Source organism: Aeromonas sp. 1HA1 (assembly GCF_029237385.1).
Lineage (GTDB): Bacteria > Pseudomonadota > Gammaproteobacteria > Enterobacterales > Aeromonadaceae > Aeromonas > Aeromonas popoffii.
In genome coordinates this window covers 18,124-33,568 of the sequence record NZ_JAACGC010000007.1, presented here as the reverse complement: position 1 = coordinate 33,568, position 15,445 = coordinate 18,124, and the positions used below count along the sequence as shown (strand labels likewise).

At 62.9% G+C, this 15,445-nt stretch carries 14 protein-coding genes and 1 pseudogene; 4 read left to right on the top strand and 11 right to left on the bottom strand.

From position 1 onward, the window contains the following. Window positions 1-237: 237 nt before the first annotated feature. On the top strand, window positions 238-648 hold the full coding sequence (locus GWQ22_RS03895) for a hypothetical protein (protein ID WP_108536060.1): 411 nt from the start codon (window positions 238-240) through the stop codon (window positions 646-648). A gap of 56 nt (window positions 649-704) precedes the next feature. Here the strand turns inward: GWQ22_RS03895 and GWQ22_RS03890 are convergent. Next, window positions 705-1,064: pseudogene (locus GWQ22_RS03890) on the bottom strand (cation transporter); the annotation flags it as partial. A 170-nt stretch (window positions 1,065-1,234) separates the two neighbouring features. On the opposite strand from GWQ22_RS03890, the gene GWQ22_RS03885 reads away from it, so the two are divergent. Together GWQ22_RS03885 and GWQ22_RS03880 are read left to right on the top strand one after the other, a co-directional pair. Further along, entirely contained in the window at window positions 1,235-2,431 is a 1,197-nt protein-coding gene (locus GWQ22_RS03885; RefSeq protein ID WP_042038764.1) for an amino acid aminotransferase, read from the top strand. A gap of 58 nt (window positions 2,432-2,489) precedes the next feature. Then, complete coding sequence (locus GWQ22_RS03880; RefSeq protein WP_212513430.1) at window positions 2,490-3,413, top strand: LysR family transcriptional regulator; 924 nt, start codon at window positions 2,490-2,492, stop codon at window positions 3,411-3,413. A gap of 109 nt (window positions 3,414-3,522) precedes the next feature. Here GWQ22_RS03880 and GWQ22_RS03875 read toward each other — a convergent pair whose 3' ends face one another. The 6 genes from GWQ22_RS03875 to GWQ22_RS03850 all read right to left on the bottom strand — a co-directional run bounded on the left by GWQ22_RS03875 (window position 3,523) and on the right by GWQ22_RS03850 (window position 8,277). After that, window positions 3,523-3,846 carry a DUF1820 family protein gene (locus tag GWQ22_RS03875; RefSeq protein WP_275929513.1) on the bottom strand — a complete coding sequence of 108 codons (324 nt, stop codon included), beginning with the start codon at window positions 3,844-3,846 and terminating at the stop codon, window positions 3,523-3,525. A 206-nt stretch (window positions 3,847-4,052) separates the two neighbouring features. Further along, window positions 4,053-4,952 (bottom strand): YjjW family glycine radical enzyme activase, encoded by a 900-nt coding sequence (locus tag GWQ22_RS03870; protein WP_275929512.1) that lies wholly within the window; start codon window positions 4,950-4,952, stop codon window positions 4,053-4,055. Next, on the bottom strand, window positions 4,952-6,490 hold the full coding sequence (locus tag GWQ22_RS03865) for a YjjI family glycine radical enzyme (RefSeq protein WP_275929511.1): 1,539 nt from the start codon (window positions 6,488-6,490) through the stop codon (window positions 4,952-4,954). Before GWQ22_RS03865 ends, GWQ22_RS03870 begins: the two co-directional genes overlap by 1 nt. Window positions 6,491-6,605: 115 nt before the next feature. Next, window positions 6,606-6,938: an AzlD domain-containing protein gene (locus GWQ22_RS03860; protein ID WP_275929510.1), complete on the bottom strand. Its 333-nt coding sequence runs from the start codon at window positions 6,936-6,938 to the stop codon at window positions 6,606-6,608. A gap of 2 nt (window positions 6,939-6,940) precedes the next feature. Continuing rightward, complete coding sequence (locus GWQ22_RS03855; RefSeq protein WP_042038754.1) at window positions 6,941-7,660, bottom strand: AzlC family ABC transporter permease; 720 nt, start codon at window positions 7,658-7,660, stop codon at window positions 6,941-6,943. A gap of 140 nt (window positions 7,661-7,800) precedes the next feature. Next, window positions 7,801-8,277, bottom strand: a complete 477-nt coding sequence (locus GWQ22_RS03850) for a L,D-transpeptidase family protein (protein ID WP_042038753.1) — start codon at window positions 8,275-8,277, stop codon at window positions 7,801-7,803. 263 nt (window positions 8,278-8,540) lie between these two features. Between GWQ22_RS03850 and GWQ22_RS03845 the strand changes: the two genes are divergently transcribed. Then, window positions 8,541-11,690 carry a S41 family peptidase gene (locus tag GWQ22_RS03845; protein WP_275929544.1) on the top strand — a complete coding sequence of 1,050 codons (3,150 nt, stop codon included), beginning with the start codon at window positions 8,541-8,543 and terminating at the stop codon, window positions 11,688-11,690. Here the strand turns inward: GWQ22_RS03845 and GWQ22_RS03840 are convergent. The 4 genes from GWQ22_RS03840 to GWQ22_RS03825 all read right to left on the bottom strand — a co-directional run bounded on the left by GWQ22_RS03840 (window position 11,673) and on the right by GWQ22_RS03825 (window position 15,415). Beyond that, complete coding sequence (locus GWQ22_RS03840; protein WP_275929509.1) at window positions 11,673-12,962, bottom strand: ferric reductase-like transmembrane domain-containing protein; 1,290 nt, start codon at window positions 12,960-12,962, stop codon at window positions 11,673-11,675. The genes GWQ22_RS03845 and GWQ22_RS03840 overlap by 18 nt on opposite strands. A gap of 178 nt (window positions 12,963-13,140) precedes the next feature. Continuing rightward, window positions 13,141-13,341 carry a hypothetical protein gene (locus GWQ22_RS03835; RefSeq protein WP_275929508.1) on the bottom strand — a complete coding sequence of 67 codons (201 nt, stop codon included), beginning with the start codon at window positions 13,339-13,341 and terminating at the stop codon, window positions 13,141-13,143. A gap of 46 nt (window positions 13,342-13,387) precedes the next feature. Further along, entirely contained in the window at window positions 13,388-14,731 is a 1,344-nt protein-coding gene (locus GWQ22_RS03830) for a M12 family metallo-peptidase (RefSeq protein ID WP_275929507.1), read from the bottom strand. Window positions 14,732-14,752: 21 nt separating this feature from the next. Next, window positions 14,753-15,415, bottom strand: coding sequence for a hypothetical protein (locus GWQ22_RS03825; RefSeq protein ID WP_275929506.1), 663 nt, complete (start codon window positions 15,413-15,415; stop codon window positions 14,753-14,755). Window positions 15,416-15,445: the final 30 nt, after the last annotated feature.

The following is a 15,445-nucleotide window of genomic DNA, read 5'->3' as shown; positions in this document are numbered from 1 at the left end:
AGTCGAGTACCCGGTCATTGCCGAGCGGTGCCATATTAATCAGCGGGAATCGTTTGAAATGTGAGCGACAGGGCAAAAAACCAACCCTTTTCAACAAGATAACGTTTTCATAACGAAAGTTGGATCGGGCTCACAGACCCGGCCTCACTTTAGGCCCATACCAGCAGACAGACGGGCCCATACCGGAAAAATCAATTTCCGATCAAATGGATATGGATAAAGAGGGAGTCACCGCATATGAAGCGAATTGAGGAACAAGCCAAACGACTGGATCAGGAGTATCAGGCGATCGCGCTGTTGTTTGATCAATTTTGCCAGCAGGCAGGCCTGCTCGCCGAACAGTACCACTTCTTCAACTGGCCCGACTATGAAGACACACCGCCCCTCTGCCGGGCCTTCACCCTGCTGGGGGAGCCGCGCGAGCTGCACCTGCGCTGCCAGCCGGGGGAGCGTGGCACCTTGAGCGGCCTTATCCAGGTACGCAGCGAAGATGGCGTCGTCCACGCCAGCCTGGGTTTTCGGGCCGATGGCCACCTGCTGCTGGAGTCGGGGTCCTTGCTGGACAACCCGCCCCAGCTGCTACTCAAGCTGCTGCTGGGGGCCATCTGGCAGCACAAGCCGGACGATGACCACGGCCAGCACCACTGATATGAAGAAGGGGCCTGGGGCCCTTCTTCATATCTCATGCTGGCAAGCTGGGATGATCAGGGCTGGGCAATCTCTATGGTGACGTGCACCAGCTCCTCATGAATGGCGAGCCGCTCACGGATCTGGCCAGCCGGGATGGGCGTCGCCATCAATAGAGAGAGCACGCAGGCATACTGCTCCTGCCCTACCCGCCAAACGTGCAGATCGCGGATCTCGGTGCCCGGCAGCTCGGCGATTAGCTCGCGGATCTCCGCCACCAGCGGGGTATCCATCTCGGCATCCAGCAGCACCCGGCCGGAGTCGCGCAGCAGACCCCAGGCCCACACGGCCACCAGCACGGCGCCCGCTATGCCCATCAGGGGATCCAGCCAGTCGGCCCCCCACAGCATCCCCCCCACCAGCGCCAGGATGGCCAGCTTGCATGCCGGTTGTGAAACGCATCGGCAACGCGGGCCGCTTGACAGCAAAGCTGAGCCGACCGGGCATCCTTGGCCCGTTTCAGACTTGAGCCCTCGCCCGCTTTACGCCATCATGACCGCCGATCGTTGATCGCCTTATTCTGGATTCCACTTCGCAAGGACCCCCCATGTTTGAACACGTCGATGCCTACGCTGGCGACCCCATACTGACCCTGGTCGAGACCTTCCACAAAGATCCCCGTGCACAGAAGGTGAACCTGGGGATCGGTCTCTATTACGACGAGCAGGGCCGCATTCCGCTGCTGGCCTCGGTGCAGCAGGCCGAAGCGCAGCGCGCCGCCGCCCCGGCACCGCGCCCCTACCAACCGATGGAGGGTGCCGCCAACTACCGCACAGCAGTGCAGCACCTGCTGTTTGGCGCCGAGCATGAGGCGGTCAAGGCCGGCCGCATCGCCACCATCCAGACCATCGGCGGCTCGGGCGCGCTCAAGATTGGCGCAGACCTGCTCAAGCGCTACTTCCCGACCTCCGAGGTGTGGGTCAGCAATCCGACCTGGGATAACCACAAGGCCATGTTCGAGGGGGCTGGCATCAAGGTGCACGACTACCCCTACTACGATGGCGCTACCGGCGGCGTGCAGTTCGATGGGATGATCGACTGCCTGAGCGCCCTGCCAGCGAAAAGCATCGTGCTACTGCACCCTTGCTGCCACAACCCGACCGGGGTGGACCTATCCTCTGCCCAGTGGGATCGGGTGATCGCGCTGGTGGTCGAGAAGAACCTGATCCCCTTTATGGATATCGCCTATCAGGGCTTCGGTGATGGGCTGGAAGAGGATGCCTACGCTATCCGCGCCATGGTGGCCGCCGGCGTCAGCTTCTTCGTCAGCAACTCGTTTTCCAAGAACCTCTCCTTCTACGGCGAGCGCTGCGGCGGCCTGTCGGTCATCTGCCAAGATGCCGAAGAGGCGAGCCGGGTACTGGGCCAGATGAAGGCGACCGTGCGTCGCAACTACTCAAGCCCCCCCACTCACGGTGGCCAGATCACTGCGGCGGTGATGAGCCAGCCTGAACTGCACGCCCTGTGGGTCGATGAAGTGACCGAGATGCGCACCCGCATCAAGGCGATGCGCCAGAAGCTGTTCGAGGTGCTGAGCACCAAGGTGCCGGGCCGTGATTTTGGCTACTTCATCAGCCAGCGTGGCATGTTCAGCTACACCGGCTTCACGCCGGAGCAGGTGGACCGCCTGCGCGAAGAGTTCGCCGTCTATCTGGTGCGCTCCGGTCGCATGTGTGTGGCTGGCCTTAACAGCCGCAACGTCGACTATGTGGCCGACGCCATGGCAGCCGTGCTCAAAGGCTAATCCGTGCAAGCCCCGCTCAAGCGGGGCTTTTTATGTGTCCCTATGTTGTGGAGCTGTCATGGATCTGATTGCACTGTCCAGGCTGGGAGGCCGTCATCTGGTCACCCTGCACCTGCTGCTCGACAGCCAGAGCGTCACCCGCACAGCCGAGCGGCTCTGTACCACCCCCTCCACCGTCAGCAAGACCCTCAACCAGTTGCGGGGTCTGCTCGGCGATCAGCTGCTCTACCGCCAGGGCAACCAGCTGTTGCTGACCCCGTTTGCCGAGCGACTCGGCCCCACCCTGCACCGGCTACTGAGCGAGCTGAACAGCCTCACCAGCCAGGGCGGTTTCGACCCTGCTACCTGGCAGGGACAACTGAAATTTGCACTGCGGGAAAGCGGCATGGTCTGGCCCATGGGCCCCATTTTGGGCCAGCTGATGCGGGAGGTGCCCGGCCTGGTGCCCGACATCTGGAACAAGGATGAACAGGGGCTGACGGCGCTCGCGGCGGGCAAGCTCGACTTCGTGATCCTGCCCCACGATCAGAGCCAACCCTTGCCCCGCCAACCGGGTCTGGTATGGGAGACGCTGCGGGAAGACAAGCTGGTCTGCCTGTTGCGTGCGGGCCACCCGGCACTGGACAAACCCTGGGATCTGGATGCCTACCTGAGCTGGCGCCATATCGCCATTCGCGATCAGGAACTGGCCAACCCCTTCTTCGAGCAGAGCCTGGCCCAGTTGCAGGTGCGCCGCCAGATCAGTGCCACCCTGCCGGATTTTGGCAGCGCGGCAGCCCTGCTGCGCCAGAGCGATCTCATCCTCACCGCCGTCAAAGGTTGGGCCGAGCAAGCCATGAGCCGGGATCTGGTGATCCGCCCCGTCCCGTTCGACTATGGCGCCGTCACTCACAGCCTGGTGTGGTATGGCCCGGCAGGTGAAGAGCCCGCGCGGTGCTGGTTCCGCCAACGGATCCTGCAACTGGCCCGGGAACTGGGTTAGCGCACCCAGGCTGCACACATTGCAGATCCTGCGGGCGCCATGACCGACCCGAAGGGGGAGAGCCTCGCCAGGGGATCCCCATGGCAAGGCGCTCAGAGAGGAGCAAGCCTCACGGCTTCTTGGTATAGATGGGGCTGGGAAAGGGCGTGACCTTGTTGCCCAGCTCTGTGATGCGGGCCGCCCCCTGCTTGCGCACCTGATCGATGCGCAGCACATGGTGCATAGGGACCATGGTGCGGCTGACGTCGGCAAATTCACTCTTCAATTTCTCGTGGCTGGGATCGACGATAAGCGCCGTGTGAGTGTCCCACACGAAGTTCGCTATCTCGATGAAGCCGAACAGCTGACCCTGACTCACTTCCCTGACATAAACTTCGTAACGCTCATTGTGACAAATGAACTGCACTCGGTATAGGACGTTGGATTTACTCATGTTCGTCTGTTGATAGTGGGCGAATGCCCCATTCTAGCCGCCCCTTCGCGGAGCTCAAATAGACAGCAATCACAGTTACGTCATCTTGAGACTCACGGCGCCAAAAGCCCGGGGTCAAGCCACAAACTTGCAGCCTACTCGCCGGATACCAACCAAGAAAACACCAAAATACCTTTGCGATCAGTTTATTAGCATCGAGTGACCACTCAGCAGATCGCCGGCAGTGATACAGGCCCCAGCCCCCTTGCGCTCAGCGCTGTGGCAAGCCGGGTCAACGCCTCCCTGTCCGCCTCCTGCCAGCTCGTCGCCACCCCGCGCACCCCGTGATGGCGAAAGCCGTTAAGGCGAATGGGCACTGGCCCCAGGCTCTGCAGAAAGCTGGCCAGGCCAGCCTCCAGCTTGCCATCGGCATCGATGAAATCGCTGCGTCCCGGCACATGGAGCAGCCGCAGCTCGGCCAGCTTGCCGTGGCTTGCCAACAGGTGCAGCGAGGCCAATACCCGCTCGCGACCATAACCGGTCAGAGCGTGATGCACCGAGTCGCGCCACCCCTTGAGATCGATCATGGCGCCGTCGAGCAACGGCAGCAGTCGCTGCCAGCCGGTTTCGGCCAGCGAACCGTTGCTATCGAGCAGGCAACTGAGATGAGCCAGATCCGGCGCCCCCTTGATGGCGGAAAACAGCGCAACCACGAAGGGGAGCTGGGTGGTCGCCTCACCACCGGAGACGGTAATGCCGGTCAGCAAGGGGCCGTAGCGGCGCAGTAGAGCCAGCACCTCGACCACCGTCATGGTGGCGGTCTTGGGGTTGGCGCTGCGCGGGCAGGCATCCAGACAAGCGTCGCAATCGGTGCAGAGCGCCGCCTGCCAGCGCACTCTGCGCTCGCCAAGACAGCCCTCATCCAGAGTGAGGGCTCCGCTCGGGCAGACCGCGAGGCAGTCACCACAATCGTCGCACAGCCCTATGGTGTGCGGGTTATGGCAGCCGGGGCAGCGGAAGTTGCACCCCTGCAGAAACAGCACCAGCCGGTTGCCCGGCCCGTCGACGCAAGAGAACGGCAGCACCCTGCTCACCAGGGCGCTGCGTGTTGGCAAGGCGTCAGCCATCAGGTTCGAGCTAAATACTCGCAGATGGTCGATTCGTGGGCGACCACCCGCGGCGCCCGCTGACGGATGGCGGTCACTTCACTCGCCTCGGCACCGAGGCAAGTGGTCTGCAACCGCGAGCCTTCCTCTGCGAAACGGGCCACGTCGCTCTTGCGGATCATGTAGCCGGTCACCCGTACCAGATCGCTGTCGGCCACGTTGGCGGTGAACTCACGCATGCCGATGGCGAGCGCCCCCTTGCAGAGCTGCAACAGCGCCTGCGGGTTCTGGCGGATGGTGGGATCCAGTGTCAGGATCTCGCTGATCCCCGAGTGGTAATAAGTGTGGTGCGGCGCCAGCGCCAGCACATGGCTGGCCGGATCCGGCTCATGGCCGTAAGGGATGCGCACCCCGGGGGTGACGGCCACATCGATGCTGAGGCCACCCTGCGAGTGCAGCAGCGCGCGGCCACCCGAGGCGTGAGTTTGCGGCGTCGCAGTGACATATTCCGAGAGCTGGGCCGAGATGCGATAGCCAAGCTGGTTCGCCTCCTCGCCGTGGCCATAGCGATCCGGCAGGTTCTCTTTATCCATCAGGATATTGACCGCTTCCGCCATACCATAGATGCCGAACATTGGGACGAAGCGATCCTCATCCAGCAGCCCCTCCTTGACCAGGAAACTGTCGAAGAAGCCGGACTCCTGATGCAGGAAAGCGGCACGCACGGCGATCAGTTGGGAGGTCAGACGGCAATAGTGAGGCAGCAGGCAGCCGAGGAAGTCATCGATCCCCTGGCACTGCTCGGCGACCCGCTTGAGAGCGATCCGCACCAGGGTATTGGCGCCACCGGCCTGCGGCAGGGCGTTGTAGCAGCTGACGATGCCAAAACCGCGGGCATCGAAGGTATCGCGGTGGATCGGGTAGTTGGCAATGTGCGGCTTGCTGCACTCGGCGATGCTCTTCACCGCCTGCAACAGCAGATCGTCCGGGGTCTGCTCGGGATCGTGGAAGAAGGTGAGGTTCGGCGCCACCTGTTTGAGCTCATTGTCGATACGCAGGATCAGACGGCAGATACGGTTGTCATCCGGCCCGATGTTGACGTGCATAAAGGCGTCCGGCAGCACCCTGTCCAGATAGACCCAGAACCCCTTCAGCTTGCGATAGAGGGTCTCGTCATCCAGCTCACCGACAAAGGGCAGCAGCAGATGGTCGAGTCGACCCAGCCAGACCGGCATGCCGGTGACGGAGGGCACATGGTGATAGAGAATGCGCAGGGCATCGAGCGCCTCATCGAAATCCTGCGGCGCCGCCAGCTCCAGCCAGGCGGATCCCTGACTCAGGAATTTTTCATAGTCCGGCAGCACATAGCGCGGCTTGTAGGGGGCGTGCCCCTCGAACATGTCGCAGATAAATCCCTGCACCATTGCCTCGGCGACCGCCGGTGGCAGCTCGGGGTAAGGCAGCGCATTTTCGGCGGCCAGCGCCAGGGCATGACTCTTCTGGGCGGCAGAGAGGTGGTGATCACGCACTATGCGCTGACAGGTTTCGGTGAAAGACATGGGGAGCTCCTTGGCGGATAGTCCCTAAATCCTCACACTTGAGAGGTGTTTTTTGAAGTGACATTCACAACATGGTGGATATCCATAAAAGACATCCACCATGCGGGATCACGGCTCAGCCGAACCAGGTCAGCAGCGCCGCCAGCCCCCCCTGCCAGCGCAGCAGGAAGAAGCCCCCCATGCCCACCACGACCGTCGGTAGCCGCAGCAGGGTCAGCGCCGTCACCAGCAGGGTGGCGGCCAGGTAGTCCTGATCCCACACCAGTCCCTTGCCCGACTCATAGCTAAAGACGATGGGCAGCCAGATGGCGGTCAACACCGACTGGGCCGAGAAGCTGAGAAACGCCCCCATCTCGGCACCCGGTTGATAGCGGGTCAGCCGCGAGAAAAAGGCGAAGCGGTTGAAGAAGGTGATCAGGGCCAGCAGGCCTATCATCAGCCAGCTCATGGTCACCTCCTCATCCGATGCAACACATAACCCACCACCATGCCGGCGAGTGCCGAGATGATGATGTAAACCTCCGCCAGCAGTGGCTTGGTGAGCAGCGCAGTGCCGCCACTCACCAGGGTCGCCGCCACCATGGGCAGGTTCTTCATGGCGGGAATGGTCATGGCAATGAAGGTGGCGGCGATGGCAAAGTCCAGCCCCATCTTGTCCAGCCCGTCTATGTACTGACCAGCAGCGATACCGAGCAGGGTCGCCAGATTCCAGAACAGGTAGAAGATGAAACCGGCGATCAGCGCGTAGGCCGGGTTGAAGCTGCCGCTGCGCTCCCTATCCTTGAGCGCCACCGCGAACATCTCGTCGGTCAGGAAGAAGGCCAGGCTAGCCCGCCAGCGCAGAGAAAGCGGCAAGACATCGCGGCGGAAGGTGAAGCCGTAGAGCAGATGCTGGGAGGTGATCACCATGGTGGAACCCATGATGGGTAGCAGAGGCGTGCCCGCCCCGAACAGCGTGGTGGCCGAGAGCTGGGCGGCACCGGCATAGACCAGCAGTGACATCAGCTGTGCCTGCAACGGGCTAAGCCCCGCCTGCAGCGCCAGGGCGCCACACAGGATCCCCCAGGGGATCACCGAAATGGAGAGCGGGAGCATATCCAGGGTGGCGCGCCACCAGAGCACGTGGGTGCGCTCGGCTACAACTGATTGGGTACTGGTTGCTGACGGCATGGGATCATCCTTGTTACATCTACGGCAAGCCGGAAAACTAGCACAGCAAGGGGACAGATACCAAGGGGGCAGCAGACAGAGAAGGTATGGAGGCAGCCGAACAGTCGCGCGCCACCCTGATGGTGGCGCGCGACAGGCAATCAGGGCTGGATGACAATGGGGGTTCCGGGTTCGATGGCGTTCCACACTTCGTCCAGATCATGGTTGAGCATTGCGATGCAACCATTGGTCCAGTTGGACGGCTGCAAACGGGTGTTCCCTATGCTGTTGCGCTGACCATGGATCATGATCATGCCACCCGGTAACACCCCCATCTCGTTAGCCGCCTTGATGTCGTCCAGGTTCGGGTAGTTGATGTGGATGGCCTTGTAATAGTTGGAGTTGGTCTTCTTGTAGTCGAGGATGTAGCGCCCTTCCGGCGTACGCTGATCCCCTTCCCGCTGCTTGTGACCCTTGGGGGCCGGCCCCAGGGCGATCCAGTAGCGTTTGACCTCCTTGCCGTCCTTCATCAGGGTCAGGCTATAACTCGACTTTTTCACCACCACCATATCGGCGGACAGGGTGGCAAAACTCAGTGCGGGCCACAGCCCCAGCAAACACAGTAATACGACTCTCATTCCATCCCTCGACAAGCCTCTGATAAGGGCTTTTCTTGTTACCAAATCATCTGAACTGCACCGCCCCGAGCGGCGGGCGAGCGCCATCATATTGGATCGCCATCAATACTCAATATATCCAGAGAAACATATCCCGCGCCAGCTTTTAAGAATTGTTACAATTAACAGCCAAAACAATGGGATATCCCCCCTATCTCGGGATAGTCCCCCCCTAGCGATTGGGGGAAGATAAGGCGCTTTTCACCTATCAGGAAATCTCCATGATGCGATACCGACTCTCCTTGCTGATCTTGCTGATCTGCGCCCCCCTGCAGGCTGCCGAGCCGCTCTGGTTGCGCGAGCCAGCTCTCTCCCCCGATGGCAAGCAGCTTGCATTCACCTGGCAGGGACGCATCTACCTGAGCGCAGGGGACGGCGGCCTCGCCACACCGCTCACCGGCAGCGACTACCTGAGCCAGCGTCCGATCTGGTCACCGGACGGCAAGCAGATTGCTTTCGCCGCCAATCTCTATGGCAATGAAGATGTGTTCGTGGTGCCGAGCGAGGGGGGTGAGATGGTGCGGCTGACCCGGGATTCGCGCCCCGATCTGCCCCAGGCATTCAGCACCGATGGCAAGCAGCTGTTGCTGAGCAGCCAGCGCCTGACCAGTCCGGAGGCGGATCACTTCGTGGCAGAGGGGCTGCAAGCCAGCGCCCTCTACTGGACCCCCATAGATGGCGGCGCACTGACCCCGGCGCAGCCCCTGCCAGCCACCCTGGCCCGCCCCCATGGCAACCAGCTGGCTTATCAGATGCCAGGCATGGATCAGCCATTTCGCAAGCACCAGCGCTCCTTTGCCGTCTCTCGCCTCTGGCTGTTCGATGGCAAACAGCATCGCCAGCTGACCGAAGACAGGGTCGCCGCCAGCGATCCCGTCTGGGATGACAAGGGCGAGGCACTCTATTACCTGAGCGAGCGCAGCGGCGATTTCAACGTCTGGCAACGGGAGCTGACCAGCGGTCAGGATCGCCAGCTCACCCACTATCAGGGCCATCCGGTACGTGGCCTCAGCGCCTCCCGATACGGCGATCTGGTCTGGTCCTGGCAAGGTGAGCTCTACCGGCTCGATGCCGGCAGCGAGGCGCCCCGCAAGCTGGCGATCCGGCCGCGCTGGGCCCAGGCTCCCGACGAACAGAGCGACGCCCCCGTCGTCATCGACGAGGCCCTCGCCCGCCAGGATGGGGAGGAGGTGATCCTGGTGAGTCAGGGGGATCTGTTTGCGGTCGACACCCGCCGTGAGCGGGTACGCCAGCTCACCCGCCACCCCAGCGAGCAGTCATCGCCGCGCTACGTGGACAAGGAACAGGAGCTCATTTATCTCTCCGAGCAGGAGGGGCCGGCCGCCCTCTATCGCCTGAAGAAGGCGCAACCGGACCGGCTGTTCAGCGAGCCCGGCCCCCTCATCGAAGAGAAGCTGCTGGCCATGCCGGGCGTTGCCATCAGCAAGCCGACCCTTTCCCCCGACGGCAAGCAGCTCGCCTTCGTGGTGGACGGTCAGGCCGTGCACCTGCTGGATCTGGCCAGCGGCAAGCAGCGACCGCTGGTCGCCGCCGAGTTCAACCCCTCTCGCCACGCAGTGGAGCTGGCCTTCGCCCCCGACGCTCACCATCTGGCACTGACCATACAGCCCGACTCGGCCCAGCAGGAGATCGCCGTCATCGACACCCGGGACGCCAGAGCCAAGCCGGTCAACGTCAGCCTCAACGGTTATCAGGACGGCAGCCCGGCCTGGAGTCAGGATGGCGGTATCCTCTATTGGCAATCCGCCAAATACGGCAAGCTCGGCGCCGACGGTGAGCCGCTGGATGGCAGCCTGCTCGGCCTCTACAGCAGCCGTGCCGCCAAGAGCGACTTCCTCGCTGAACAGGCGCCCCCCAAGGCGGGTTACGGCTTCGAGAGCGACAAGCTGGCACACAGGGAGGCACTGCAGCTGCAACCACGCGGCCCCGTCCTCGCCAGCCGCATCGTCGATGATCACCTGATCTATCTGGTGGAGGAGACAGATGCCAATGGCGAGCGCGAGATCAAGGGCTACGCCCAGGCGTTGCGCAAGGGAGAGACCCGGCTGCTGTTCGCCGAACAGCCTGGCCCTGCGCTGGCCAGCCTCAATGAGGACGCCAGCCTAGCCACCCTGGTGCGGGAGGGGGAAATTGCCCTCATCGACCCCCGCTCCGGCGAAGCCAGCAGACACCCTTACAACCTGCTGATCACCGCCAGCTGGCGGGATCGGATGACTGCCGTCTTCGACCAGATCACCCGGCTCACCCGGGACGAATTTTATCGGGCCGACATGAACGGGGTGGACTGGGATGGCTATGTGGCGGCCTATCGTCGCCAGCTGCCCGGCATCCGCAATGGTCGGGACTTTGGCAATCTGCTGGCGGAGCTGGCCGGCGAGCTGAACGTCTCCCACACCTGGGGCTATGGCCCGGCGCCCTTCCCGCGGCTGCCCGATGATACCGCCAGCCTCGGCGGCTACTGGCACGAAGACAAGCACGGGGTAACACTGACGGCCCTGCTGGCTGGCGGCCCGCTGGATCAGGAGACGGATCTGGTACCGGGCGCCCGCCTGCTGGCCATCAACGGCGCAGCGCTGCACAGCCTGAACGAGCTGGATGCCCTGCTCAATCACCAGGCCGGCCAGCGACTGGCCCTCACCCTGCTGCCAAAGGGAAGCAAGGATACGGTGCAACTCGATGTCACCGCCATGGGCTTGCCGCAGGAGTACCGTCTGCAACTGGATGGCTGGGTCGCCAAGCGCCGCGCACAGGTGGCGCAACTGAGTCAGGGGCGGGTTGGCTATGTCTATCTGCCGGAGATGAGCAGCGCCGTGTATGAGGAGATGGTTGCCGATGCCCTCGGCCGTCAGCGCAATCGCGAGGCACTGATCGTGGACGTGCGCTTCAACAAGGGCGGCTACCTGGCCAACACCCTGGTGGAATTTCTGACGGGCAACGGCAGCGCCAAGGGGATGGCACGCAGCTGGCCACGGCTCGGCAAGGGGGAGACGGACGCCGCCACCCGCCAATGGACCAAGCCCTCTGTGGTACTGGTCAACGCAGGTAGCTACTCGGAAGGCTCGGCCTTCCCCCAGTACTACCACACCCTCAAGGTGGGCCCCATCGTCGGCGAGCCAGTGCCGGGCACGGGCACCATGGTCTATGCCCACACATCCAGACTGATCCCGGGACTTGCCTACGGCATCCCGACCCTGGGGCTGAGCAATCCGGACGGCACCCTTTACGAAAATCAGGAGCTGATCCCGGACGTGCAGGTGGCACTCACCCCGACCGACATGGTTGGCGGGCGAGATCCCCAGCTGGAAGCCGCGGTAGAGGCCGCCCTCGCCCAGTTGTCAGCGAAACCGAAATAGCTCGCGATGCAGACGCCCGCCCGGCAACAACCGGGTCAGGGCCTCTGCCATCCCTTCCGGCCCACAGAACCAGACGGCAGCAGGCTTGTTCTGCGCAAGGCTGGCCAAGTCCAGCCGCCCCGCCTCCCGGTCCAGGTGCAGTTGATAGCGAACCCCGGTACGCTGACATAACTCGGCCAATCGCTGGTGATAGACGGCGCCGGCCAGATCCGGTGCACACTGGATCAATGTGATCCCCTCCCCCCGTTCACCACTGACTACCAACCCCTCCAGCCAGGCGACGAAGGGCGTAATACCGATCCCGGCGCCAAGCCAGAGCGACTGCCCCCGGCGAGCGGGACAGACAAAGGCACCATAAGGCCCTGTCACCGTCACAGCGTCATCGAACCGGGCCGCCTCGACCAGCTGACGGGTATGGTCTCCCAGCGCCCGCACCGCGATCACCAGCTGACGCTTGTCCGGCGACACCCGCACCAGCGTGAAAGGATGAGGGCCCTCCTTCGCATCAAACTCGAAGAAGGCAAACTGGCCTGGCCTGTAGTGCGACAGCGGCGTCTCCAGCTGCAAGGTGAATTCACGGGTACTGTCCGCCAGGGTGCGCAGCGCCACTATGCGGCCCTGATGACGATCCCGCTGACCGGTCAAGCCCAGCAGGGAGTAAACGGCAGCCACCGCCCCTGCACCGCCCAGCAGAGCGATGCCTAACCCCACGGGTGTCAGCAGGCCAATCTGGGGCAACAGGCAAAGAGCGTGTATCCACCCCGCCAGATAGATGAGCGGCGCCAGACGGTGGATCACCCGAAAACGGCCATAGCTCACCAGTGATAACAGGCTCACCACCACCAGGGCGATCAGCAGATAGAAGCTCCACTCTCCCAGCGTATTGCCAAGGGCATGCAGGGAGATGCCATTACCTGTCCCCGCTCCGTTGCCCGCAGCCCGGCGGACAGGCCGGGTCAACCAGCCGGCCGTCACCGCCCACTTGGGCGCCTCCACCAGCAACCAGTGACTGGTCAGGGCCAGGGTCGCGGCCATGGCGCTGTGACGATGGAATCGCAACATGCGATCCAGCCCGCCACACCAGACTTCCAACCTCGGCAAACGCAGCGCCAGCAACAGGGTCAGCGCCATGTAGCCCAACCCCAGCAGGCCGGTCAGCAACAACATCTCATGGCGCCATGGCCAGACGCCATTGGCATCCCCTGCATATCCCGCCCACCAGATCACTGTCGCCAGCACCGGCAGCAGCCATAACGCCCGCTTGGTCACCATTTGTTGCTCCTTGTCCCGTCTTATTGTGCATTGCTCGCCCGGCTCACCCAACGGCCACGCTAGTATCCTTGCCCCATTACACGCCTGTGCCATGACAAGACTTTGCCAGCCAGAGGTGACTTGGTGACAGAGTGTGACAAGAGGGCAGACCCAAAAATGGGGCCTTATGGCCCCATGGTTAACCGGCTTTGCGCAATGCCCGCCTGCGTATCAGGCGAGAGAGCAGCCGATTGTAGTTGGCGCTCAGCAGCAAGATGCCGAGCAACAGCGCAAGATAGGGGAACAATGGGCCTGTCACGTGGGGAAAGCGGGGCAATTCGGGATCAGGGGCGCTGACGCCATGGCAGAAGGCCGAGGGTATGGCAGGCAGCAACAACATGAGTCACCGCGCCCCTGGCTGCGTGCAGCAAAGGGCGCGGCTCATATCAGGCAGACAGCGTCTTGACCGGTTGGCGGGCCAGTGCCAGCTGATATCTGTGCTCGGCCAGCTCCACCTCGCGACGCGCCTCTCCTACCTTGTCTTCGGCACGCTTCACCGCCGCCATCAGCTGGTTGTAGCGATCCCAGCTGCCGTTGTACTCGGCCACCTCATCATTAAAGCGCTGGCTGATCTCGTTGTACTGGCGGATCAGTGCATTGCTCTCGTCACACAACTGGTTGATCCGGGTAATCAGCCCCGCCTGAATGGTGCGGATCCGCTGATACTCGGCAGGGCTGTAGCTGCCGTTGTAGCTGTTGTGCTGCTGCACCAGCCGGTTGCGTTCCTGAAGGGCTTGGTTGCTGCGCTGATGGAGGGAGGCCTGCTCGCGCGGGTAGCGATCGAAGTTGGCCAGCAGCGCCTGCTGCCGGTCCTGCAGCGCGGTACTGGCTGCCACTTGCTGGCTGTAGTGGGCCTGAGCCATCGCCAGATCCTGACGACGAGCCTCGAGCGAGCGTTCCAGCTCACCCATATCCGGTATCTCCTCCGTCACCATGGTGGGATAAAAGTTGGCGATCTGGGGCGTGGTGACCCGCAGCGCCCGCACCGCATCAGCGCCATTGGCCTGATCCTGGTGATCCACGCCGCAAGGCTGGCCCTTGCAGACCAGATCCGGGCTGGAGAACTTGTACTCGTGGCTGTAGACCCCGAAACTGGAGGGGTAAGCCATCACGGTGGCGAAGGATCCCTGCACCCCGTGCCCCAGCGCATAATGGTAGGTGCCACCCGTGCCATCCAGCAGACGGGAGTGGTTGAGCCCCATGTTGTGGCCAAGCTCGTGCGCCAGCACTACGTCGCCGCAGCCGGTGGCGGTGATATGGCTGAACATGCTGTCGGCTTCCTTGGATACATCCCCGTCGGCATACGCCTTGCGACCATCGGCATAGGTGGCCGAGCCCCCCAGCCAGGCCAGCCCGCAACTGCCGTGGTCACCCGTGTTGGGCCGCATCAGCACCACCATGTCGGCGCCATAGCGGGTCCGCAGGGCAGGCACATCCTTGAAGGCTGGCACACGCTGCTTGGTCACATCCCTGAGTGCCTGGCCGTCCGTGCCACTATCCGGATAGTTCACCTGCTGGCTATGCACGGCACGCACCGTCAGATCCAGACCGCTGGCAGCATAGATCTGGTTGGTGACGTTGATCATGTGCTGGATCCGGGTCTGGGCATCTCCCTGATAACGGGCCGCCAGCCCTGGGCTGTGCAGTACCATCAGGTCGATGGTTTCCGCCAGTACGGGCGTGGCACCGAGCAAACCCGCAATCATGATCCCCAATGTCGTTTTCTGCATGTGATTTTCCCTCTGCTGTTGTTATTGATGAGTCGGGATCAGGGCGTCACTGCCGCCATGACCCCGATCCAGTGGCGGGTTCTTGTAAACCCAGCCCTTGCCCCCCAGCGTCTCGACGGAGTAACTGCCTTGCGGCGTGCCGATGAAGCCGAAGGTGGCTTGCTTGCCGACGGTGAAATTGACCGGATAGCTGTCACCGTCGACTCGTATTTCACCCTGCCAGTTGCGCTCCCCGCCGCGCTGCAGCTCCACCTTGGTCACCCTGGCTTCCAGCGTGCTGCTGTCCGGCAGCAGCAGGGTCACGCGATCGCCAACCTGGGCCTGCCCAAGCTCGCTGCCCTGCAAAGCGATCGGCAGGAGCTGTTCCACCCCCTCGCCAGGCTCCACCAGCGGAAAGTCGGCATCCACCTCGGCCACCTGCCAGGGAGCATCAAGCTGCTGGCTCCCATCCGCACGCAGCCGGCCAGGTTTGGCGGCCACCTCTGCCGGCGCGAACTTGATCTCGGGTGTCGACATCACGGCAAGCTGAGCCGGCTCTACCAGCTCGGGGGAGTCCACCAACCGCTCGCCGCTGTGGCCAGCCTCCAGGTCCGGCGCCGCTGGCTGCGGCCACAGGCACCAGCCGATCACCCCGGCCAGCAGGGTGCACAACCCCAGCCCCACACCCCATTTTGTCGCCTTCATATTGATATTCCAGTCAGAAACAAATCTTAT